The organism is Citrobacter portucalensis (assembly GCF_023374935.1).
GTDB lineage: Bacteria > Pseudomonadota > Gammaproteobacteria > Enterobacterales > Enterobacteriaceae > Citrobacter > Citrobacter portucalensis.
In genome coordinates this window covers 4,320,661-4,341,691 of the sequence record NZ_CP092466.1, presented here as the reverse complement: position 1 = coordinate 4,341,691, position 21,031 = coordinate 4,320,661, and the positions used below count along the sequence as shown (strand labels likewise).

19 protein-coding genes are annotated in these 21,031 nt (G+C 54.3%); 13 read left to right on the top strand and 6 right to left on the bottom strand.

Annotation, left to right across the window (positions count from 1 at the left end; all coding sequences use genetic code 11):
- Window positions 1-61: 61 nt before the first annotated feature.
- The 4 genes from osmY to LY264_RS21010 all read left to right on the top strand — a co-directional run bounded on the left by osmY (window position 62) and on the right by LY264_RS21010 (window position 2,935).
- Window positions 62-679, top strand: a complete 618-nt coding sequence (gene osmY, locus LY264_RS21025) for a molecular chaperone OsmY (protein WP_032942312.1) — start codon at window positions 62-64, stop codon at window positions 677-679.
- 127 nt (window positions 680-806) lie between these two features.
- Window positions 807-968, top strand: coding sequence for a DUF1328 domain-containing protein (locus LY264_RS21020; protein WP_003019081.1), 162 nt, complete (start codon window positions 807-809; stop codon window positions 966-968).
- 120 nt (window positions 969-1,088) lie between these two features.
- Window positions 1,089-2,162, top strand: coding sequence for a patatin-like phospholipase family protein (locus LY264_RS21015; RefSeq protein ID WP_048214993.1), 1,074 nt, complete (start codon window positions 1,089-1,091; stop codon window positions 2,160-2,162).
- Window positions 2,159-2,935: a metal-dependent hydrolase gene (locus LY264_RS21010; RefSeq protein WP_048214992.1), complete on the top strand. Its 777-nt coding sequence runs from the start codon at window positions 2,159-2,161 to the stop codon at window positions 2,933-2,935. The genes LY264_RS21015 and LY264_RS21010 overlap by 4 nt, the downstream gene beginning before the upstream one ends.
- A 214-nt stretch (window positions 2,936-3,149) precedes the next feature.
- Here LY264_RS21010 and LY264_RS21005 read toward each other — a convergent pair whose 3' ends face one another.
- Together LY264_RS21005 and LY264_RS21000 are read right to left on the bottom strand one after the other, a co-directional pair.
- Complete coding sequence (locus tag LY264_RS21005) at window positions 3,150-4,013, bottom strand: YjjW family glycine radical enzyme activase (protein WP_048227134.1); 864 nt, start codon at window positions 4,011-4,013, stop codon at window positions 3,150-3,152.
- Window positions 3,985-5,535 carry a YjjI family glycine radical enzyme gene (locus LY264_RS21000; protein WP_048227133.1) on the bottom strand — a complete coding sequence of 517 codons (1,551 nt, stop codon included), beginning with the start codon at window positions 5,533-5,535 and terminating at the stop codon, window positions 3,985-3,987. Before LY264_RS21000 ends, LY264_RS21005 begins: the two co-directional genes overlap by 29 nt.
- Before the next feature lie 261 nt (window positions 5,536-5,796).
- On the opposite strand from LY264_RS21000, the gene deoC reads away from it, so the two are divergent.
- The 4 genes from deoC (at window position 5,797) to deoD (ending at window position 10,232) form a co-directional block, all read left to right on the top strand.
- Entirely contained in the window at window positions 5,797-6,576 is a 780-nt protein-coding gene (gene deoC, locus LY264_RS20995; RefSeq protein WP_003019042.1) for a deoxyribose-phosphate aldolase, read from the top strand.
- Window positions 6,577-6,711: 135 nt separating this feature from the next.
- A complete protein-coding gene (deoA, locus tag LY264_RS20990; RefSeq protein WP_003845626.1) occupies window positions 6,712-8,034 on the top strand; it encodes a thymidine phosphorylase in 1,323 nt (440 codons plus the stop codon).
- 51 nt (window positions 8,035-8,085) lie between these two features.
- Window positions 8,086-9,309, top strand: coding sequence for a phosphopentomutase (deoB, locus tag LY264_RS20985; RefSeq protein WP_003019037.1), 1,224 nt, complete (start codon window positions 8,086-8,088; stop codon window positions 9,307-9,309).
- A gap of 203 nt (window positions 9,310-9,512) precedes the next feature.
- Complete coding sequence (gene deoD, locus LY264_RS20980; RefSeq protein WP_000224864.1) at window positions 9,513-10,232, top strand: purine-nucleoside phosphorylase; 720 nt, start codon at window positions 9,513-9,515, stop codon at window positions 10,230-10,232.
- Between the two features lie 149 nt (window positions 10,233-10,381).
- Here the strand turns inward: deoD and lplA are convergent, their stop codons facing one another.
- Both lplA and LY264_RS20970 read right to left on the bottom strand, forming a co-directional pair.
- Entirely contained in the window at window positions 10,382-11,398 is a 1,017-nt protein-coding gene (gene lplA, locus LY264_RS20975; protein WP_048227132.1) for a lipoate--protein ligase, read from the bottom strand.
- Window positions 11,399-11,435: 37 nt separating this feature from the next.
- A complete protein-coding gene (locus tag LY264_RS20970) occupies window positions 11,436-12,077 on the bottom strand; it encodes a YtjB family periplasmic protein (protein WP_003829948.1) in 642 nt (213 codons plus the stop codon).
- A gap of 115 nt (window positions 12,078-12,192) precedes the next feature.
- Here LY264_RS20970 and serB point away from each other — a divergent pair, with 115 nt between their 5' ends.
- The 3 genes from serB (at window position 12,193) to nadR (ending at window position 15,997) form a co-directional block, all read left to right on the top strand.
- Complete coding sequence (gene serB, locus LY264_RS20965; RefSeq protein WP_071692308.1) at window positions 12,193-13,161, top strand: phosphoserine phosphatase; 969 nt, start codon at window positions 12,193-12,195, stop codon at window positions 13,159-13,161.
- A gap of 83 nt (window positions 13,162-13,244) precedes the next feature.
- Window positions 13,245-14,627: a DNA repair protein RadA gene (radA, locus tag LY264_RS20960; RefSeq protein WP_003829944.1), complete on the top strand. Its 1,383-nt coding sequence runs from the start codon at window positions 13,245-13,247 to the stop codon at window positions 14,625-14,627.
- A gap of 140 nt (window positions 14,628-14,767) precedes the next feature.
- Window positions 14,768-15,997, top strand: a complete 1,230-nt coding sequence (nadR, locus tag LY264_RS20955; protein ID WP_003829942.1) for a multifunctional transcriptional regulator/nicotinamide-nucleotide adenylyltransferase/ribosylnicotinamide kinase NadR — start codon at window positions 14,768-14,770, stop codon at window positions 15,995-15,997.
- Between the two features lie 199 nt (window positions 15,998-16,196).
- Here nadR and ettA read toward each other — a convergent pair whose 3' ends face one another.
- Window positions 16,197-17,864, bottom strand: a complete 1,668-nt coding sequence (ettA, locus tag LY264_RS20950; RefSeq protein ID WP_043018346.1) for an energy-dependent translational throttle protein EttA — start codon at window positions 17,862-17,864, stop codon at window positions 16,197-16,199.
- A 211-nt stretch (window positions 17,865-18,075) separates the two neighbouring features.
- On the opposite strand from ettA, the gene sltY reads away from it, so the two are divergent.
- Window positions 18,076-20,013: a murein transglycosylase gene (gene sltY, locus LY264_RS20945; RefSeq protein ID WP_048227131.1), complete on the top strand. Its 1,938-nt coding sequence runs from the start codon at window positions 18,076-18,078 to the stop codon at window positions 20,011-20,013.
- An 89-nt stretch (window positions 20,014-20,102) separates the two neighbouring features.
- Entirely contained in the window at window positions 20,103-20,429 is a 327-nt protein-coding gene (gene trpR, locus LY264_RS20940) for a trp operon repressor (protein ID WP_003837292.1), read from the top strand.
- 55 nt (window positions 20,430-20,484) lie between these two features.
- Here the strand turns inward: trpR and yjjX are convergent, their stop codons facing one another.
- The gene (gene yjjX / locus LY264_RS20935; RefSeq protein WP_008786139.1) at window positions 20,485-21,000 is read right to left on the bottom strand and encodes an inosine/xanthosine triphosphatase; all 516 of its coding nucleotides are present in this window, start codon (window positions 20,998-21,000) and stop codon (window positions 20,485-20,487) included.
- Window positions 21,001-21,031: the final 31 nt, after the last annotated feature.

The following is a 21,031-nucleotide window of genomic DNA, read 5'->3' as shown; positions in this document are numbered from 1 at the left end:
GCTGGCTCAAGCCGTTTAACGGCAGAGCATAGCGTTTGGCAAAACATACAGGAATACATCGATGACAATGACAGGACTTAAGATTTCTAAAACGCTGCTGGCCGTGATGCTGACCTCCGCTGTTGCAACGGGTTCTGCTTATGCAGAAAACGCCACGATGGATAAAGCGCAATCCGGCGTCGAAAGTGCGGGGCAGAAAGTCGATAGCTCTATGAACAAAGTCGGTAATTTCATGGATGACAGCACCATCACCGCGAAAGTAAAAGCCGCGCTGGTGGACCACGAAAGCATTAAGAGCACCGATATTTCCGTCAAAACAGATCAAAAGGTGGTGACACTAAGCGGGTTTGTTGAAAGCCAGGCACAGGCCGAAGAAGCGGTGAAAGTGGCGAAAGGCGTTGAGGGCGTGACCTCCGTTAGCGACAAACTGCATGTGCGTGATAGTAAAGACACCTCCGTTAAAGGCTATGCGGGCGATACGGCAATCACCAGTGAGGTAAAAGCCAAGCTGCTGGCCGATGATATCGTCCCTTCCCGCAAGGTGAAAGTTGAGACCACCGAGGGCGTAGTGCAACTTTCAGGCACCGTCGATTCACAGGCTCAAAGCGATCGTGCTGAGAGCATCGCCAAAGCGATTGATGGCGTGAAAAGCGTCAAAAACGATCTCAAAACTCAGTAATTAGACTTAATTCGTCCTCCTGACGTTTGTCGGGAGGCGTGTTGTGCACCACACTGAAAATATCGCCGATGAGCAGCCTGAGCGCTCATAACAAGCGGTGACATTAACTATGGTAAAGGAGAAGCGCATGTTTCGATGGGGCATCATATTTCTGGTTATCGCGTTAATTGCCGCCGCACTGGGTTTTGGTGGACTGGCTGGTACCGCTGCAGGCGCAGCGAAAATTGTTTTCGTGGTGGGGATCATTCTGTTTCTGGTCAGCCTGTTTACAGGGCGTAAACGACCCTAGTAAGTAAACCGTAAAGATAACTTGCTACCAAGCCAGTCCAGTGGACTGGCTTTTACGGTTTTAGCGTCAGGCAATTTGCGTTACTTTGTTGTTCTATTACAAAACAACAGGAAGGCAGAGGTGGGGCAGAGAATACCCGTCACGCTCGGTAATATTGCGCCGTTATCGTTACGTCCATTTCAACCAGGCAGTGTGGCGCTGGTGTGTGAGGGCGGGGGACAAAGAGGCATTTTCACCGCTGGCGTACTGGATGAATTCATGCGTGCGCAGTTCAATCCCTTTGATCTCTACTATGGGACGTCTGCTGGTGCACAAAACCTATCAGCCTATCTGTGTAACCAGCCTGGTTATGGCCGTAAAGTCATTATGCGTTACACCACCCGCCGTGAGTTTTTTGACCCGGTACGCTTTGTGCGCGGGGGAAACTTAATCGATCTCGACTGGCTCGTGGATTCGACCGCATCCCAGATGCCGCTGGCGATGGATAACGCCGAGCGTTTGTTTGCCGCAGGGAAAGCGTTTTATATGTGCGCCTGTCGGGGCGATGATTACACGCCCGGCTATTTTTCGCCGAACCGGCAAAACTGGCTCGACCTCATTCGAGCCTCCAGCGCGATTCCCGGGTTCTACCGCACAGGGGTTGTATTGGACGGCGTGAACTATCTGGATGGAGGAGTTAGTGATGCCATACCTGTGCAGGAGGCAGCGAAGCAGGGGGCAAAAACGTTGGTAGTGATTCGCACTGTGCCTTCGCAAATGTACTACACCCCGCAGTGGTTCAAACGTATGGAGCGCTGGTTGGGTGAAAGTAGCCTGCAACCGTTTCTGAATCTGGTGCAGCATCATGAGACCAGCTATCGTGCTATCCAGAGTTTTATTGAGAAGCCGCCGGGCAAGCTGCGTATTTTTGAGATCTATCCGCCAAAACCACTCCATAGCATGGCGTTGGGCAGCCGTATTCCGGCGCTGCGGGAAGATTACAAAACCGGACGCCTGTGCGGTCGTTACTTTCTGGCGACAGTCGGCAAGCTGCTGGCGAAAAATGCGCCGCTGCCTCGTCAGACGCCGAAGATTGTGGTGCCGGGGCCGGTGGTAGTTCCTCCCGCGCCGGTGGCCAACGATGCCCATGTGCCAGTGGTGACCAATGCGCCTCAGGCGAACGACACGACGTTTGATAATGAGGATTTGGCGTGAGTTATCGTTTTATCGATACGCATTGTCACTTTGATTTCCCGCCGTTTACCGGAGATGAATCTGCCAGCATTCAGCGCGCGGTGGAGGTTGGTGTACAGAGCATTATCGTTCCGGCCACCCAGGCGGCGAATTTTCCCCGCGTACTGGCGTTAGCGGAAAATTATCCTCCATTGTTTGCCGCGCTTGGTCTGCATCCCATTGTTATTGAACAACATAGCGATGACTGCCTGGACCAGTTGCAACAGGAGCTGGATAAGCGCCCACAAAAGCTGGTGGCGCTAGGCGAGATTGGATTGGATCTGTATCGGGACGATCCGCAATTCGATAAGCAAGAGCGGGTGCTGGAAGCGCAGCTAAAGCTGGCGAAGCGGTATGAATTGCCGGTGATCCTGCATTCGCGGCGTACCCATGACAAGCTGGCGATGCACCTGAAACGTCATACTTTGCCACGAACTGGCGTGGTGCATGGTTTTTCCGGGAGCGTGCAGCAGGCAGAGCGCTTTGTGCAACTGGGATACAAAATTGGCGTGGGAGGCACTATTACCTATCCGCGCGCCAGTAAAACCCGCGAGGTAATAGCGCAACTTCCGCTGGAATCGCTGTTGCTGGAAACCGACGCGCCGGATATGCCGCTCAACGGCTTTCAGGGGCAGCCTAACCGCCCGGAGCAGGTAGTCAGAGTCTTTGACGTCTTATGCGAACTGCGCCCGGAACCTGCGGACGTGATCGCTGACGCGCTGTATCGTAATACCACGGCGTTGTTTAACATGTGATTGGAAGGCGTACCCAGCCTACAAAAGTGTCCGCTTCGTAGGCCTGATAAGCGAAGCGCATCAGGCATATTTTTGCCGGATGGCGGCTGCGCCTTATCCGGCCTACAAAAGTATGCGCTTCGTAGGCCTGATAAGCGAAGCGCATCAGGCATAACTTCGTCGGATGGCTGCTGTGTTTTCTCCGGCCTGCAAATGATGTAGCCGCATCCGGCAATCACAGGTACAGCGCCGGGAAGATCAAATTATCCACCCCGCGCTCGCGCAATCTTTGCGCCAGGTGTTCCACATCCTTCGGCGTGGCACTCGGCCAGTCCTTCGCTTCGCCATACACCCCGTGCGCATGAAAGGCATTCAGCCGTACCGGTACGTCACCGGTGCGTTTGATAAACGCCGCCAGCGCATCGATATGCTGTAGATAATCTTCCTGACCAGGAATAACCAGCAGGCGGAGTTCCGCCAGTTTTCTCTGCCCGGACAAAAAGGTAATACTTTGTTTAATCAGCGTGTTATCGCGGCCGGTAAGCTGCCGATGACACGTGCTGTCCCAGGCTTTTAAATCCAGCATTACGCCGTCGCACACCGGCAGCAGCTTCTGCCAGCCGGTTTCGCTCAGCATGCCGTTGCTGTCGACCATGCAGGTCAGGTGTTGCAACTGCGGATCGGTTTTTATCGCGGTAAATAGCGCCACAATAAAGGGGAGCTGGGTAGTCGCTTCACCGCCACTAACGGTTATCCCTTCGATAAACAGTGACGCTTTACGAATATGTTGCAGCACTTCATCAACGCTCATACTCTGCGCCATCGGCGTGGCCTGCTGGGGGCACATGTGCAGGCAGGTGTCACACTGCTGACACACATCGGACTGCCACCACACTTTCCCCGCGCTCAGGTTCAGCGCCTCATGCGGGCAATGCAGCACACACTCCCCGCAGTCGTTGCAGCGTCCCATCGTCCACGGATTGTGGCAATTTTTACAGCGCAGATTACATCCTTGCAGAAACAGAGCCAGACGACTGCCCGGCCCATCGACGCAGGAGAAAGGAATCAGCCTACTGACTAAAGCGCATCTGCTGTTCATGGCTAATCACGCGAGGTTGTCGTTCCAGAATGCGCGTATTGCGCGCGGCTTCTTCGCCAAGCCAGGTGGTGTTGGTTCGTGACCCTTCGGCGCGATACTTTTCCAGATCCGACAGGCGCACCATATAACCCGTAACGCGAACCAGATCGTTGCCGCTCACGTTGGCGGTAAACTCGCGCATTCCGGCTTTAAACGCCCCGTGGCACAACTGTACCAGCGCCTGAGGATTACGCTTGATGGTTTCATCCAGAGTGAGAATGTCGCTGATCCCGGCGTGATAAAACGCGTGATGTGGCGCGACGGTTTGCAGATGGGTGATCGGGTCCGGCTCATCGCCGTAAGGCAGGCGTGCCCCTGGCGTGGTGCCGATGTCAGAACTGATGCCCGACTGTGCATGCAGCATCGCGCGCTGCTTCCAGCCATATTTCACCGGGGTGTTTTCGACAAACTCAGCCAGGTAGGCGCTAATACGATAGCCGAGCTGATTGGCGAACTCATCTTTCCCATAGCGCGCATTCTGTCCCGCCTTATCGCACAGCAGGTTAACCGCCTCCGCCAGACCATACATCCCGAACATAGGCACAAAACGTTCGGGATCAATCAACCCTTCCTGCACGAGGAAGCTATTCTCAAAGAAATGTGATTTCTCATAGAGGAATTCACATCGTGAATCAATGATGGCGATTTGCTGCTGGCAGTAGTGCGGTAGGGTGCGCGTAAAGAAGTCATCGACAGAGGTGCTGCGCTCTGCGATGGCTTTCAGATTAAGCCTGACCAGCGTGCTTCCACCCCCGGCGAGCGGCAAAGAGTTGTAACAACTGACGACGCCATACTGACCTTTTGTGAAAATTTTATCATTTTCAGGGCCGTTGGAAATATGCGGCTTACTGCACTCGCAGATATTTTGCGCCACGTTGAGCAGCAGATCGTCAGGTGTGATTTGCGGGTCATAAATGAATGTTAGATTAGGCGAAACCTGCTTTAACTCTGCATCTGCGCGTAAAATTGCACGAGTAACTGGTGTATCGGCGGGGCCGATATTGGCATGCATAAACGCGTCTGGCAGGGTTCTGTCGAGATAACGCCAGAAACGTTTTATTCGAATATCGATCTCGTCTTGTGTTAGAATTCTAACATACGGTTGCAGCAGGGCATCGAGCTGACCGAGATAAACCGGCATAGACGTCACTGACGGAACATGGTGGTAAAGAATAGTGAGTAAGGATAACGCGTCATCAAGATCCCTGGCGCCTTCCAGCTCCAGCCACGATGAGCCATTGGCCAGAAAACGCGCGTAATCGGGTAAAACATAGCGCGGTTTGAACGGGGCATGACCTTCGTACATATCGCAGATTACCCCATCATCCAGCGCCTGACGTGCCTGTGCAGGCAGTTGCGGGTAAGGCAGCGCGTTTTCAGCTTCCAGCGCCAGAAAGTGGCGTTTCTGCTCAGGGCTGAGCACTGGGCTGGTCACGATTTGTTGGCAACGCTGTTGCAGCGCGAGTTCGCTTGAAGTGGGCATCGTTGATTCCTTTTTATCCCGAAGGTGTAACGCCATTGTAGAAAGCAACGCCGCCGCAACCTTTGATCCGGATGCGCCTGATGCCACCGCATCCCTTTAGAAAAGGTGATTTATTTGAAGTAGATCTCATTATAGTAATGCAAATCTGTATGTGGTTTTCATTAACTGTGATGTATATCGAAGTGTAATAGCGAGCGGATGTTAGAATACTAACAAACTCGCAAGGTGAAATTTTATACGGCGATGCCGTTGGAGAATGTTATGACCGATTTAACAGCAAGCAGCCTGCGTGCACTGAAACTGATGGACCTGACTACCCTGAATGATGACGACACCAATGAAAAAGTGATCGCGCTGTGTCATCAGGCGAAGACCCCGGTTGGCAACACTGCCGCAATCTGTATCTATCCGCGTTTCATCCCTATTGCGCGTAAGACCCTGAAAGAGCAGGGCACGCCGGACATCCGCATTGCAACCGTAACCAACTTCCCGCATGGCAACGACGACATCGAGATTGCGCTGGCTGAAACCCGCGCGGCGATTGCTTACGGCGCAGATGAAGTTGACGTGGTGTTCCCGTACCGTGCGCTGATCGCCGGTAACGAGCAGATTGGTTTCGATCTGGTTAAAGCCTGTAAAGACGCGTGTGCGGCGGCAAACGTGCTGCTGAAAGTCATCATCGAAACCGGTGAGCTGAAAGAAGAAGCACTGATTCGAAAAGCGTCTGAAATCTCCATCAAAGCCGGTGCTGATTTCATCAAAACTTCTACCGGTAAAGTGCCGGTCAATGCGACGCCGGAAAGCGCACGCATCATGATGGAAGTGATCCGCGACATGGGTGTTTCTAAAACTGTAGGTTTCAAACCGGCTGGTGGCGTTCGCACTGCAGAAGATGCACAGCAGTTCCTGGCGATTGCCGATGAACTGTTTGGCGCTGACTGGGCTGATTCTCGTCACTACCGTTTTGGCGCATCCAGCCTGCTGGCGAGCCTGCTGAAAGCGCTGGGTCACGGCGATGGCAAGAGCGCAAGCAGCTACTAAGCCTTATATTGCCGGAGCTGTAGCGACGTAGGCCGGATAAGGCGTAGCCGCCATCCGGCATTAAGACGACTGCCGGGTGGCGCGTTGCTTACCCGGCCTACAACGGCCTTCTACTCTTTTCCCCTGGGGGTTACCGTGTTTCTCGCACAAGAAATTATTCGTAAAAAACGTGATGGTCATGCGCTGAGCGATGAAGAAATTCGTTTCTTTATCAATGGTATTCGCGACAACACCATCTCTGAAGGGCAAATCGCCGCCCTGGCGATGACCATTTTCTTCCACGATATGACAATGCCTGAGCGAGTTTCGCTGACCATGGCAATGCGTGATTCAGGAACCGTGCTGGACTGGAAAAGCCTGCAGCTGAACGGCCCGATTGTGGATAAACACTCTACCGGCGGTGTGGGTGACGTAACGTCACTGATGTTAGGCCCGATGGTCGCAGCGTGCGGCGGTTACATTCCGATGATCTCCGGGCGTGGCCTGGGGCATACCGGCGGTACGCTCGATAAACTGGAAGCGATTCCTGGATTTGACATCTTCCCGGACGACGCGCGTTTCCGTGAAATTATTAAAGACGTGGGTGTGGCGATTATTGGGCAAACCAGCTCGCTCGCACCGGCGGATAAACGTTTTTATGCCACCCGCGATATTACCGCGACGGTGGATTCCATCCCGCTGATTACTGGTTCCATTCTGGCGAAAAAACTGGCGGAAGGGCTGGATGCGCTGGTGATGGATGTGAAAGTGGGCAGCGGCGCCTTTATGCCGACCTACGAGCTTTCTGAAGCTCTCGCTGAAGCGATTGTCGGTGTGGCAAACGGTGCGGGTGTACGTACCACCGCGCTGTTAACCGATATGAACCAGGTGCTGGCCTCCAGCGCAGGTAACGCGGTCGAAGTTCGCGAAGCGGTGCAGTTCCTGACTGGTGAATACCGCAATCCACGTCTGTTAGACGTCACCATGGCGCTGTGCGTGGAAATGCTGATCTCCGGCAATCTGGCGAAAGATGACGCCGAAGCCCGTGCGAAATTGCAGACGGTGCTGGATAACGGCAAAGCAGCAGAGATTTTTGGTCGCATGGTTGCGGCGCAGAAAGGCCCGACCGATTTTGTCGAAAATTATGCGAAGTACCTGCCAACGGCAATGCTCAGCAAAGCGGTATATGCTGATACCGAAGGCTTTGTCAGCGCAATGGATACCCGTGCGCTGGGGATGGCGGTCGTTTCCATGGGCGGCGGTCGTCGTCAGGCTTCGGACACCATTGATTACAGCGTTGGCTTTAGCGACATGGCGCGTCTGGGCGACAGCGTAGACGGACAACGCCCGCTGGCGGTGATCCACGCGAAAGACGAAGCCAGCTGGCAGGAAGCGGCGAAAGCGGTCAAAGCGGCAATTAGCCTTGACGATAAAGCGCCAGAAATTACACCGACAGTCTATCGTCGTATTACCGAATAACTGTATACTGATCTGATCGCTTTTTTGCGGCGCAGATGTATGGAGAACAAGATGAAACGTGCATTTATTATGGTGCTGGACTCCTTTGGTATTGGTGCGACTGAAGATGCGGATCGCTTTGGCGACGTAGGTTCAGACACTATGGGACACATTGCAGAAGCCTGTGCGAAAGGTGAAGCTGACAATGGTCGCAAAGGTCCACTGAATCTGCCTAACCTGACCCGTCTGGGCCTGGTGAAAGCTCACGAAGGTTCTACCGGTAAAATTGCTGCTGGTATGGACGGTAACGCGGAAGTGATTGGTGCCTACGCATGGGCGCATGAACTTTCTTCCGGGAAAGACACGCCGTCTGGCCACTGGGAAATCGCGGGTGTCCCGGTTCTGTTTGACTGGGGATATTTCTCAGATCATGAAAACAGCTTCCCGCAAGAACTGCTGGATAAACTGGTAAAACGTGCCAACCTGCCGGGCTACCTCGGCAACTGTCACTCTTCCGGTACCGTGATCCTGGATCAACTGGGTGAAGAGCATATGAAAACCGGCAAGCCGATTTTCTATACCTCCGCTGACTCCGTGTTCCAGATTGCCTGCCACGAAGAGACGTTTGGCCTGGATAAACTCTACGAGTTGTGCGAAATCGCACGTGAAGAGCTGACCGAAGGTGGTTACAACATCGGTCGCGTTATCGCACGTCCGTTTATCGGTGATAAAGCCGGTAACTTCCAGCGTACCGGTAACCGTCACGACCTGGCCGTTGAGCCGCCAGCACCGACCGTGCTGCAGAAACTGGTCGACGAAAAAGACGGTCATGTTGTTTCCGTCGGTAAAATCGCGGATATCTACGCTAACTGCGGCATCACCAAAAAAGTGAAAGCCACCGGTCTGGACGCGCTGTTCGACGCCACCATCAAAGAGATGAAAGAAGCGGGTGATAAGACCATCGTCTTCACCAACTTCGTTGATTTCGACTCTTCCTGGGGACATCGTCGCGATATCGCCGGTTATGCTGCGGGCCTGGAACTGTTCGACCGCCGTCTGCCTGAGCTGATGGAGCTGGTGGGAGAAGATGACATTCTGATCCTGACCGCCGACCACGGCTGTGACCCGAGCTGGACCGGCACTGACCACACCCGTGAACACATTCCGGTACTGGTTTACGGCCCGAAAGTGAAACCTGGTTCTTTGGGCCACCGTGAAACCTTCGCGGATATCGGTCAGACGCTGGCGAGCTACTTTGGTACGTCACCGATGGACTACGGTAAAAACATGCTGTAATACCCGTTGTCTTTCGCGCTGTAGATGCGTTGACTTCATTCGCTCACCCCGGTCACATAGCTAATCTATGCTCCCGGGGATTCACGAATTCGTCGCCTTCCTGCAACGCGAAATCCTTAGGGTATTTCACTGTTTTGCATACGTTTTGTAGGCCTGATAGGCGTAGCCGCCATCAGGCAATAACAACAAGATAAGGACAAAAAATGGCAACTCCACATATTAATGCAGAAATGGGTGATTTCGCTGACGTCGTATTGATGCCGGGCGACCCGCTGCGTGCAAAGCATATTGCTGAAACTTTCCTCGAAGATGTTCGTGAAGTGAACAACGTTCGCGGCATGTTAGGTTTCACCGGTACTTACAAAGGCCGTAAGATCTCCGTTATGGGTCACGGTATGGGTATCCCGTCCTGCTCCATCTACACCAAAGAGCTGATCACCGATTTCGGCGTGAAGAAAATCATTCGCGTAGGCTCCTGCGGCGCTGTGCGTATGGACGTTAAACTGCGTGACGTGGTTATCGGTATGGGCGCTTGCACCGACTCCAAAGTTAACCGTATCCGTTTTAAAGATCATGACTTCGCTGCTATCGCTGACTTTGACATGGTGCGTAACGCGGTTGATGCGGCAAAAGCACTGGGTGTAGACGCGCGCGTGGGCAACCTGTTCTCTGCTGACCTGTTCTACTCTCCGGACGGTGAAATGTTCGACGTGATGGAAAAATACGGCGTGCTGGGCGTGGAAATGGAAGCTGCGGGCATCTACGGTGTTGCTGCGGAATTTGGTGCAAAAGCGCTGACCATCTGCACCGTTTCCGACCATATCCGTACTCACGAGCAGACCACTGCCGCTGAACGTCAGACGACCTTCAACGACATGATCAAAATCGCGCTGGAATCCGTTCTGCTGGGCGATAAAGAGTAAGGTTGTTGTGGCCCGGTGGCGCTTCGCTTACCGGGCCTACGGGAATGCCGCTATTAATGCCTGATGGCGATTCGCTTATCAGGCCTACAGGAGCGGTCTTGTAGGCCGGATAAGGCGCAGCCGCCATCCGGCAATTCGCCACTAATCGCTTAACGCAAGGCCTTCGCCACCCACGCCGCCAGTTCACGCAGCTCGTTTTCCTGATCCGGATATTCCGTAACCAGCGCTTCGCAAGTCTGCTGTAAAACATCGGCGCGATACTGGCAGCCCTGTAGCCGCTCCGCCAGCGCTTCTAACGGCGCGGGATTGAGACTGTCGGTAAACACCTGTGTGCGCGTGATATGACCTTTTTCGACGTCGAAATGCAGCTCAACGCCACCCCAAGTGAAACGCTCGTCCAGCAGATGCGAGAAAGCAGGTGCCTGACCAAAATTCCATTCCCAACTGCTCTGGCGGGCAAAGGTTTCGGCAAAATTTGGCAGGTCTGGCGTTTTATCTGGTGAGATCACTTCCGCTTCAACGCGTTCGCCATAATGAGCAAAAAAGGCTTCCGTGATGGCCTGACAGACCTGTTCATGGGTGATGCCCGGTAACAGCTCCGTCAAATTCGCCACCCGTGAGCGGACAGAGGTGATCCCCTTTGCTGCGAGTTTCTTTTTGTCGGGATTGAGATAATTTGCCAGGCGGCTGAGATCGGCATTTAGCAGCAGCGTGCCGTGGTGGAATCCGCGATCTTTCGTTTCCCGATAAGCAGAGCCTGAAACCTTGCGATCGCCGTCTGGCGTTTTCACAACCAGATCGTTACGCCCGGAGGCATCTGCCGTCACACCCAGAGAATTCAATGCGTTGAGGACAATCGCGGTGGAAATGGTTTTGTCGTATTCCGGTTTACCGGCCATAAAGGTAAAGCAGGTATTGCCTAAGTCATGGAACACCGCGCCGCCGCCGCTGCTACGGCGGGCGAGCCGCACGTTGTCTTCCTCCATACGGCGGGTATTACACTCTTTCCACGGGTTTTGCGCCCGGCCAATCACCACCGTATCGGCGTTACGCCACAAGAACAGGACGCGCTGCGTGGCGGGCATCTGGCGAAAAATGCACTCTTCGACCGCGAGGTTAAACCACGGATCGTAAGAGTCTGAGATAAGCAGGCGTAGTGTAGTCATGGTTGATTTCCCTTCTGTTTTACAGTTTTTACTGCTTTTACTCTTTTTTCTCGTTGTCTTCTTCCTGCACCGGTTTGTTGGCGGTCAGCAGGAAAGGGGATTGCTGCCAGCGGGTACGCTTGCCTTGCAATAAGGTACGGGTGAGCACGACGCCAATCGCCAGCGCCAGCAGCAGCATCAGGCGTAAGATATTGGTGGTGTTATCTACCTGCTTCGCCTCGGTGGCGAGGGTGTGGGTATCCAGCGTCAGACGCAAATAGCCCAGCGGGCCATTTTTCCCCTGAATGGGTTCGACAATCTGCTGGTTAAAATAACCCCCGGCTTTTTTGCCGTCGAGCGCCAGTCGGTCACGAACGTTGACGCTCTCGCCGGTACGCGTAATCAGGTCTCCCTGTTCATCGTACACGCCAGCGTCCAGAATACGGCTACTTTCCGTCAGCTGTGTGAGTACCGCTTTGATGCGTTTTTCATCCGGCGTTTCGGTACGCATTAGCGGAGCAACATTTAGCGCCACCTGGCGGGCCAGCGTACGGGCCAGCTCTTCGAGCTGCGGATTACGCTGCTGCTGGTGACTTTGACTAAACCAGGATGCGCCCTGCATCAGGGCGACAAGCAGCGCAAGACAGAACAATACAATCACTGCACGATGAAGTCGGAATTTCAGTTTTGCGCGAGCCATATTCCACCTGCTGAAAATTTGAGACTTAATGTTGCCAGAAGCGCTGGTTACAGGGTAGCCTCATGCGTTATTTTCCCCTGATGATTCCGACCCGAACGATTTTACAGGAGCTTTAATGCCTAACATAACCTGGTGCGATCTACCTGAAGATGTTTCTCTGTGGCCAGGTCTGCCTCTCTCTTTAAGTGGCGATGAAGTCATGCCGCTGGACTACCACGCGGGTCGCAGTGGCTGGCTGCTGTACGGTCGTGGGCTGGATAAACAACGTTTAACGCAATACCAGAGCAAACTGGGCGCGGCGATGGTGATTGTTGCTGCCTGGTGCGTCGAGGATTATCAGGTGATTCGCCTGGCGGGTTCGTTAACGCCGCGCGCGGCAAAACTGGCGCATGATGCCAAACTGGATGTTGCGCCACTAGGTAAAATTCCGCATCTGCGCACACCGGGTTTACTGGTGATGGACATGGACTCAACGGCAATCCAGATCGAATGCATTGATGAAATTGCTAAACTGGCTGGAACCGGTGAGATGGTTGCGGAAGTCACGGAACGCGCAATGCGCGGCGAACTGGACTTTACCGCCAGCCTGCGTAGTCGCGTCGCGACGCTGAAGGGCGCTGATGCCAATATTCTGCACCAGGTGCGCGAAACGCTACCGCTGATGCCAGGCCTGACACAGTTGGTGTTAAAACTGGAAACGCTCGGCTGGAAAGTGGCTATTGCCTCTGGCGGCTTTACCTTCTTTGCCGATTACCTGCGTAATAAACTGCGTCTGACGGCGGCTGTGGCAAACGAGCTGGAGATCATGGACGGTAAATTTACCGGCAACGTGATCGGCGATATCGTCGATGCCCAGTACAAAGCCAATACCCTGACCCGCCTGGCACAAGAATATGAGATCCCGATGGCGCAGACGATGGCGATCGGCGACGGTGCTAACGATCTGCCGATGATCAAAACGGCCGGGCTGGGTATTGCGTATCATGCCAAACCGAAAGTGAATGAAAAGACGGAGATTACTATCCGCCACGCTGACCTGATGGGCGTGTTCTGCATTCTCTCCGGCAGCATGAACCAGAAATGATTAAATCGCCCGATGGCAAGGTGTCCGTAGGCCGGATAAGCGCCTGCGCCATCCGGCAAAAGCGTTAACGAAAGAGGTAAAACGTGGCCAAAGCTCCAAAACGCGCCTTTGTTTGTAATGAATGCGGGGCCGATTACCCGCGCTGGCAGGGGCAATGCAGCGCCTGTCAGGCCTGGAATACCATTACCGAGGTGCGCCTTGCCGCATCGCCAACGGTGGCGCGTAACGAGCGGCTCAGTGGCTATGCCGGGAATGCGGGCGTGGCAAAAGTGCAGAAGCTGTCTGACATCAGCCTTGAAGAACTGCCGCGTTTTTCCACTGGATTTAAAGAATTTGACCGCGTACTGGGCGGCGGTGTGGTACCCGGCAGCGCTATTCTGATTGGCGGTAACCCCGGCGCGGGGAAATCAACGCTGCTGCTGCAAACGCTGTGCAAGCTCGCTGAGCAGATGAAAACTCTGTACGTCACCGGTGAAGAGTCACTGCAGCAGGTGGCGATGCGAGCGCACCGGCTCGGTTTGCCGACCGCGAATCTGAATATGCTGTCGGAAACCAGTATTGAACAAATTTGCCTGATTGCCGAAGAAGAACAGCCGAAGCTGATGGTGATCGACTCCATTCAGGTAATGCACATGGCGGATATCCAGTCTTCGCCGGGCAGTGTGGCGCAGGTGCGTGAAACAGCGGCTTACCTGACGCGTTTTGCCAAAACGCGCGGCGTGGCGATTGTCATGGTCGGCCACGTCACCAAAGACGGCTCGCTGGCCGGGCCGAAGGTGCTGGAGCACTGTATTGACTGTTCGGTACTGCTCGACGGTGACGCCGATTCTCGTTTCCGTACTCTGCGTAGCCATAAAAACCGTTTTGGTGCGGTGAATGAGCTGGGAGTCTTTGCCATGACCGAACAGGGCCTGCGTGAAGTCAGCAACCCTTCCGCTATCTTCTTAAGCCGTGGCGATGAGGTCACCTCCGGCAGTTCGGTGATGGTGGTCTGGGAAGGTACGCGCCCGCTGCTGGTAGAGATTCAGGCGCTGGTCGATCACTCAATGATGGCGAACCCGCGTCGCGTGGCGGTCGGTCTGGAACAGAACCGTCTGGCGATTCTGCTGGCGGTGCTGCATCGTCACGGTGGCTTGCAGATGGCGGATCAGGACGTGTTTGTTAATGTAGTCGGCGGCGTAAAAGTCACCGAAACCAGCGCCGACCTGGCGTTGCTGCTGGCAATGGTCTCCAGCCTGCGTGACAGACCGCTGCCACAGGATTTAGTTGTCTTTGGCGAAGTGGGGTTGGCGGGCGAAATCCGTCCGGTACCCAGCGGGCAGGAGCGTATTTCGGAAGCGGCGAAGCACGGCTTTCGCCGGGCTATTGTCCCTGCCGCTAACGTACCGAAAAAAGTACCGGAAGGCATGCAGGTCTTTGGCGTTAAGAAGCTTGCGGATGCGTTAAGCGTGTTTGACGACTTATAATCCTCTGTATGCAGTGATGTTGTATAATTTGCCGGATGGCGACGCAATGCGTCTTATCCGGCCTACGGATTGATGTTGTAGGCCTGATAAGCGAAGCGCCATCAGGCAGTGTTACGCGATTTTTCCAGCAGGAGGCTCTTGTGTCATTTGAATATCTGAAAACCGCCATAAAGCAAAAGGGCTGTACCCTGCAACAGGTGGCGGATGCCAGTGGCATGACCAAGGGATACCTAAGCCAACTGCTGAATGCCAAAATCAAAAGCCCCAGCGCGCAGAAGCTGGAGGCGTTGCACCGCTTTCTCGGTCTGGAGTTTCCGCGCCAGCAGAAAAATATCGGTGTGGTATTCGGCAAGTTTTATCCGCTGCACACCGGCCATATCTATCTTATCCAGCGCGCCTGTAGCCAGGTCGATGAACTGCATATCATCATGGGCTATGACGACACGCGCGATCGCAGCCTGTTTGAAGACAGTGCCATGTCGCAACAGCCTACGGTGCCCGATCGTTTACGCTGGCTGCTGCAAACCTTTAAGTATCAGAAAAATATCCGTATTCATGCCTTCAACGAAGAAGGCATGGAGCCGTATCCACACGGCTGGGACGTGTGGAGCAACGGGATCAAAACGTTTATGCAGGAGAAAGGGATCCAGCCAAACTGGATCTACACCTCTGAAGAATCAGATGCCCCGCAGTATCTCGAACATCTGGGGATCGAAACTGTGCTGGTGGATCCCAAGCGAACGTTTATGAGCATTAGCGGTGGGCAAATCCGTGAAAACCCGTTCCGCTACTGGGAGTATATTCCGACTGAAGTGAAGCCGTTTTTCGTGCGCACCGTGGCGATCCTCGGCGGGGAGTCGAGCGGTAAATCGACGCTGGTGAATAAGCTCGCCAATATCTTTAACACCACCAGTGCGTGGGAATACGGGCGTGATTATGTCTTCTCCCATTTGGGCGGCGATGAGATGGCGTTGCAGTATTCTGACTACGATAAAATCGCCCTGGGACAAGCGCAATACATCGATTTTGCTGTTAAATACGCCAATAAAGTGGCATTCATCGACACCGATTTCGTGACCACTCAGGCCTTCTGTAAAAAGTATGAAGGGCGTGAACATCCGTTTGTGCAAGCGCTGATTGACGAGTATCGCTTCGACCTGGTGATTCTGTTGGAGAACAACACCCCGTGGGTGGCGGATGGCTTACGCAGCCTTGGAAGCTCAGTTGACAGAAAAGCGTTTCAGACGCTGCTGGTCGAGATGCTGCAGGAAAACAATATCAATTTTGTGCACGTTCAGGAGCCTGACTACGACGGCCGCTTCCTGCGCTGCGTGGAGTTGGTGAAAGAACTAATGGGTGAGCAAAGGTAGATTTTAATGCCGGATGCGCTGCGCTTATCCGACCTACAAGTCGCACTAACCTCATAGACAGGATGGCGCTGCGCTTATCCGGCCTACAAGTCGCACTAACCTCGTAGACAGGATGGCGCTGTGCTTATTCGACCTACAAGTCGCACTAACCTCGTAGGCCGGATAAGGCGTAACGCCGCCATCCGGCACTTAACGCTAATTACTTAGAAATACGCTTGTACTTAATACGTTTCGGCTCCAGCGCATCGGCGCCCAGCGTACGTTTCTTGTACTCTTCGTATTCGGTAAAGTTACCTTCGAAGAACTCAACCTTACCTTCATCCTGGTAATCCAGAATGTGGGTGGCGATACGGTCGAGGAACCAACGGTCGTGCGAGATAACCATCGCGCAGCCCGGGAATTCCAGCAGGGCGTTTTCCAGCGCGCGCAGGGTTTCGATATCCAGGTCGTTGGTTGGTTCATCGAGCAGCAGCATGTTGCCGCCAACCTGCAGCAGCTTCGCCAGGTGCAGACGACCACGCTCACCACCGGACAGCTCGCCGACGCGTTTGCCCTGATCCACACCTTTGAAGTTGAAGCGGCCCACGTAGGCACGGCTTGGCATCTCGGTGTTGCCGATTCGCATGATATCCAGCCCGCCGGAAACTTCTTCCCACACGGTTTTGCTGTTGTCCATGGCGTCACGGAACTGGTCAACGGAGGCCAGTTTGACGGTTTCACCCAGCGTGATGGTGCCGCTGTCAGGCTGTTCCTGACCGGACATCATACGGAACAGGGTAGATTTACCCGCGCCGTTCGGACCGATGATGCCGACAATTGCGCCTTTCGGTACGGAGAAACTCAGATCGTCGATCAAAACGCGATCGCCGTAGGATTTACGCAGATTGGTGACTTCAACGACTTTATCGCCCAGACGTGCTCCAGGTGGAATAAACAGTTCGTTGGTTTCGTTACGTTTCTGGTATTCGGTGTTGTTCAGCTCTTCAAAGCGTGCCAGACGGGCTTTACCCTTAGACTGACGGCCTTTAGCGCCCTGACGTACCCACTCCAGCTCTTTCTCAATGGATTTACGGCGAGCCGCTTCCTGAGAGGCTTCCTGGGCCAGACGCTGATCTTTCTGCTCCAGCCAGGAGGAGTAGTTGCCTTCCCACGGAATACCTTCGCCGCGGTCCAGCTCCAGAATCCAACCCGCAACGTTGTCGAGGAAGTAACGGTCGTGGGTAATCGCCACGACGGTACCTTCGAAGTCGTGCAGGAAGCGTTCCAGCCAGGCGACGGATTCGGCGTCCAGGTGGTTAGTTGGTTCGTCGAGCAGCAGCATGTCCGGTTTTTCCAGCAGCAGGCGGCACAGCGCGACGCGGCGGCGTTCACCACCGGAAAGGTTCTCGATTTTGGCATCCCAGTCCGGCAGACGCAGGGCGTCAGCGGCACGCTCGAGCTGCACGTTCAGGTTATGGCCGTCGTGCGCCTGGATAATTTCTTCAAACTTGCCCTGTTGCGCGGCCAGTTTATCGAAGTCGGCGTCCGGTTCTGCGTACTTGGCGTACACTTCGTCCAGGCCTTTCAGGGCGTTAACCACCTCGGCCACCGCTTCTTCAACGGATTCGCGGACGGTGTGTTCCGGGTTCAGTTTTGGTTCCTGCGGCAGGTAACCGATTTTAATGCCAGGCTGTGGGCGAGCTTCGCCTTCGATATCGGTATCAATGCCGGCCATGATGCGCAGCAGGGTCGATTTACCCGCGCCGTTCAGACCGAGTACACCAATTTTGGCGCCAGGGAAGAAGCTCAGTGAGATGTTTTTAAGAATATGACGTTTCGGCGGAACGACCTTGCCGACACGATGCATGGTATAAACGAATTGGGCCACGTTGGACTCGCCTCTATGTTTATCGTGATGATGAATAGTTATCAAAGGCGAAGTGTAGCCTTTTTCATTGCCCAATCCCAGCCAGCAGATCCCACTCGCAACAAAAGTAAAAAAGTGTCCGTGACGTGGCGCATTCTGCAATGTCTGGTTAGCATGAATTAATTAAGCGGCATGATGCTGCACAGACGTAACATGACAAGAGGAAGAGCTTGTGGACAAAGCCAAACAATTTACCTGGCGCCTGCTGGCGGCCAGCGTATGTCTGCTGACGGTCAGTCAAGTGGCGCGAGCCGATTCCCTGGATGAGCAGCGCAATCGCTATGCGCAAATTAAGCAGGCCTGGGATAACCGACAGATGGATGTCGTAGAGCAGATGATGCCCGGCCTGAAGAACTATCCTCTGTATCCCTATCTGGAATATCGTCAGATCACTGACGATCTGATGAATCAGCCGACCATTACCGTCACCAATTTTGTGCGCGCCAACCCGACGCTGCCCCCGGCGCGTACGTTGCAATCGCGTTTCGTGAATGAACTGGCGCGCCGCGAAGACTGGCGTGGACTGCTGGCGTTTAGCCCGGAAAAACCGGGTACCACGGAAGCGCAATGCAACTATTACTTCGCGAAATGGAGTACCGGGCAAACCGAAGAGGCCTGGCGGGGCGCGAAAGATCTGTGGCTGACCGGGAAAAGTCAGCCGAACGCCTGCGACAAATTATTTGGCGTATGGCGCGCCTCAGGCACTCAGGATCCGCTGGCGTATCTGGAGCGTATTCGTCTGGCGATGAAAGCCGGGAATACCGGTCTGGTGACGGCGCTGGCCGGACAGATGCCCGTACAATACCAAACCATTGCCTCTGCGATCATCTCGCTGGCCAACGATCCGAATTCGGTGATGACTTTTGCTCGCACCACTGGTGCCACGGATTTCACCCGACAGATGGCGGCGGTCGCCTTTGCCAGCGTGGCGCGTCAGGATGTGGAAAACGCCCGCCTGATGATCCCGTCCCTGGTACAGGCGCAACAGCTTAATGACGAGCAAACCCAGGAGCTACGCGATATTGTTGCCTGGCGTCTGATGGGCAATGACGTCACCGACGAGCAGGCCAAATGGCGTGATGATGCGATTATGCGCTCCAATTCCACCTCGCTTGTGGAGCGTCGTGTGCGCATGGCGCTGGGAACCGGCGATCGTCGTGGCCTGAATACGTGGCTGGCACGTCTGCCAATGGAAGCAAAAGAAAAAGACGAGTGGCGCTACTGGCAGGCTGATCTGCTGCTGGAGCGCGGACGTGATGCGGAAGCCAAAGAGATACTGCACCAGCTCATGCAGCAGCGTGGTTTCTATCCGATGGTGGCGGCACAGCGCCTGGGCGAAGAGTACGAGCTGAAAGTGGATAAAGCGCCAGCGAACGTTGATTCTGCGCTGACTCAGGGGCCAGAAATGGCACGCGTACGCGAGCTAATGTACTGGAACATGGATAATACCGCGCGCAGTGAATGGGCGAATCTGGTTACCAGCCGTACCAAGTCCGAGCAGGCTCAGTTGGCACGTTACGCGTTCAACAATCACTGGTGGGATCTGAGCGTTCAGGCGACGATCGCCGGTAAGCTGTGGGATCATCTGGAAGAGCGCTTCCCATTGGCCTATAAAGATCTGTTTACCCGTTACACCAGCGACAAAGATATTCAGCCAAGCTATGCGATGGCGATAGCGCGTCAGGAAAGCGCCTGGAACCCGAAAGTGAAATCACCGGTCGGCGCCAGCGGGCTGATGCAGATTATGCCAGGCACGGCGACGCATACGGTGAAAATGTTCTCGATTCCAGGTTACAGCAGTCCGAGCCAGCTACTGGATCCTGATACCAACATCAACATTGGTACCAGCTATTTGCAGTACGTATATCAGCAATTCGGCAATAACCGCATCTTTGCGTCGGCAGCCTATAACGCCGGTCCGGGGCGCGTTCGCACCTGGCTTGGCAATAGCGCTGGCCGCATTGATGCTGTGGCGTTTGTCGAAAGTATTCCATTCTCAGAGACGCGTGGTTACGTGAAGAATGTGCTGGCTTATGATGCGTACTATCGCTATTTCCTCGGCGATAAACCGGAGTTGATGAGCGACGCAGAATGGCAACGTCGTTACTGATCGTGTCGATTGTGTTATGCTATCGTACTCGTTAAAGAGTACAAAAGGGGGAAGCAAGCACGTTTCCCCCGCAACGATGGCGATATCTTATGACTCAGCAATCACCCTATTCAGCAGAGATGGCAGAACAACGTCACCAGGAGTGGTTACGTTTTGTCGATCTGCTTAAACACGCCTACGAACAAGATTTACACCTGCCGCTGCTCAATTTGATGTTAACGCCGGATGAGCGTGAAGCGTTGGGCACGCGTGTGCGTATCATTGAAGAGCTGCTGCGCGGCGAGATGAGCCAGCGTGAGCTTAAAAACGAGCTCGGGGCGGGGATTGCCACTATTACGCGAGGGTCGAACAGCCTCAAATCCGCACCGGTGGATTTGCGTCAGTGGCTGGAGCAGGTGTTGCTCGGGAAAAATTGATCCGCCGGATGCGGCTTTGCCTTATCCGGCCTACGATTGAACATCCGGCACAATGCTATAAATACACCGCGTTATGAAACGGGCTGAGCGCCAGAATCACCGCCTGGTGATAGACGCTTGAGCGCGTCAGCTTGCCCGCGGTAAAAACGCCGATTGCGCCTTCTTTACGGCCAATCTCATCAATACCTGTATAGTCCGACATCACCGGGCCGAGTGCTTCACCTTTACGGACTCTGTCGAGAATGACAGTAGGCAATGGCAGCGTGGCTGAACGGGCTTCACCACGCTGAATGCCGTTATCAATCACCACCCAACTAAAGGTGGCGTCATCGTCAATTCCTGCTTCAATGGCGACCCAGAAATCAGCCTGCGGGTGCAGGCGGCGAGCGTTATCAACGCGATTTCGTGCGCCAGTGCGCGTTTCCTGGTTTCCGAAAGGTTGTTCCGGCACGCCACTCTCGACGGCGACGGGTTCAATATGGCAGGATCCTTCCCCGAAAATCTCTTCAAATGCCCGCAGAATTGCCTGAATTTTGGCAGGATTGGTGGTCGCAGAGATAACCTTGTGCATAATTAAGCTCAGTTTGAAAATTCATCGCATC